General features: G+C 60.9%; 1 protein-coding gene. It reads right to left on the reverse strand.

The annotated features are described in order from the left end of the window. Nucleotides 1-634, reverse strand: a 634-nt coding sequence (locus ABJK56_RS01760) for a hypothetical protein (RefSeq protein WP_347242946.1), incomplete at both ends; no start/stop codon positions are given.

Raw genomic sequence — 634 nt, forward strand, 5'->3', positions numbered from 1 at the left:
GCTGATCCCGTCCACTATGAAGTAGGCCGCCAGGAGGCTGATGGCCGCCGGACGTTGCCTGACCTCCAGCAACCGGATCAGCGCCGGGATCAATGCCACCAGCACAACCACGAGGTCGAAACTCCACCCGTAAGCCGCTGTGACCGTAGAGACCAGTACCAGGATAGGAAGATGATGTTCCCACAGCCAGTTGCTGCGATGTCGGTGCCAGTAGACAAGCAGCCAAAGTAGGCCGAGGGCTGGGGGGAGAAACTGAAGCCAGAAGCGGTCCACCCCCAGGAGTAGTCGCAGGAGACCTCCCAGAGTGGGCGTTGCCCAATCCCGTGGAGGATAGTGGACAAGAGCGTGAACGTACTGCCCCCAGACCTGGGGGTTCGCCAGAGTGGCCAGTCCGGAACTGACAACAAGTGCGCCGACAAGTCCCAAGAGAACGGCCCATCGGCGATGCGCCAGGCCATCCAGGACGACGGCGGCCAGGAAGAGATACAGCAGGTGAGGCTTGATCAGGCTCAACGAGGCTGCTGCTCCAGCCAGCACCCAGCGTTGACGGCGAAAGGAGTAAAGAAACCCGATAGGGGCTAACAACATCAGCGGAGTAATCTGTCCTGCTTTCATGACGCCCAGGGTTGGGGCG

Source organism: Thermogutta sp. (assembly GCF_039793925.1).
GTDB lineage: Bacteria > Planctomycetota > Planctomycetia > Pirellulales > Thermoguttaceae > Thermogutta.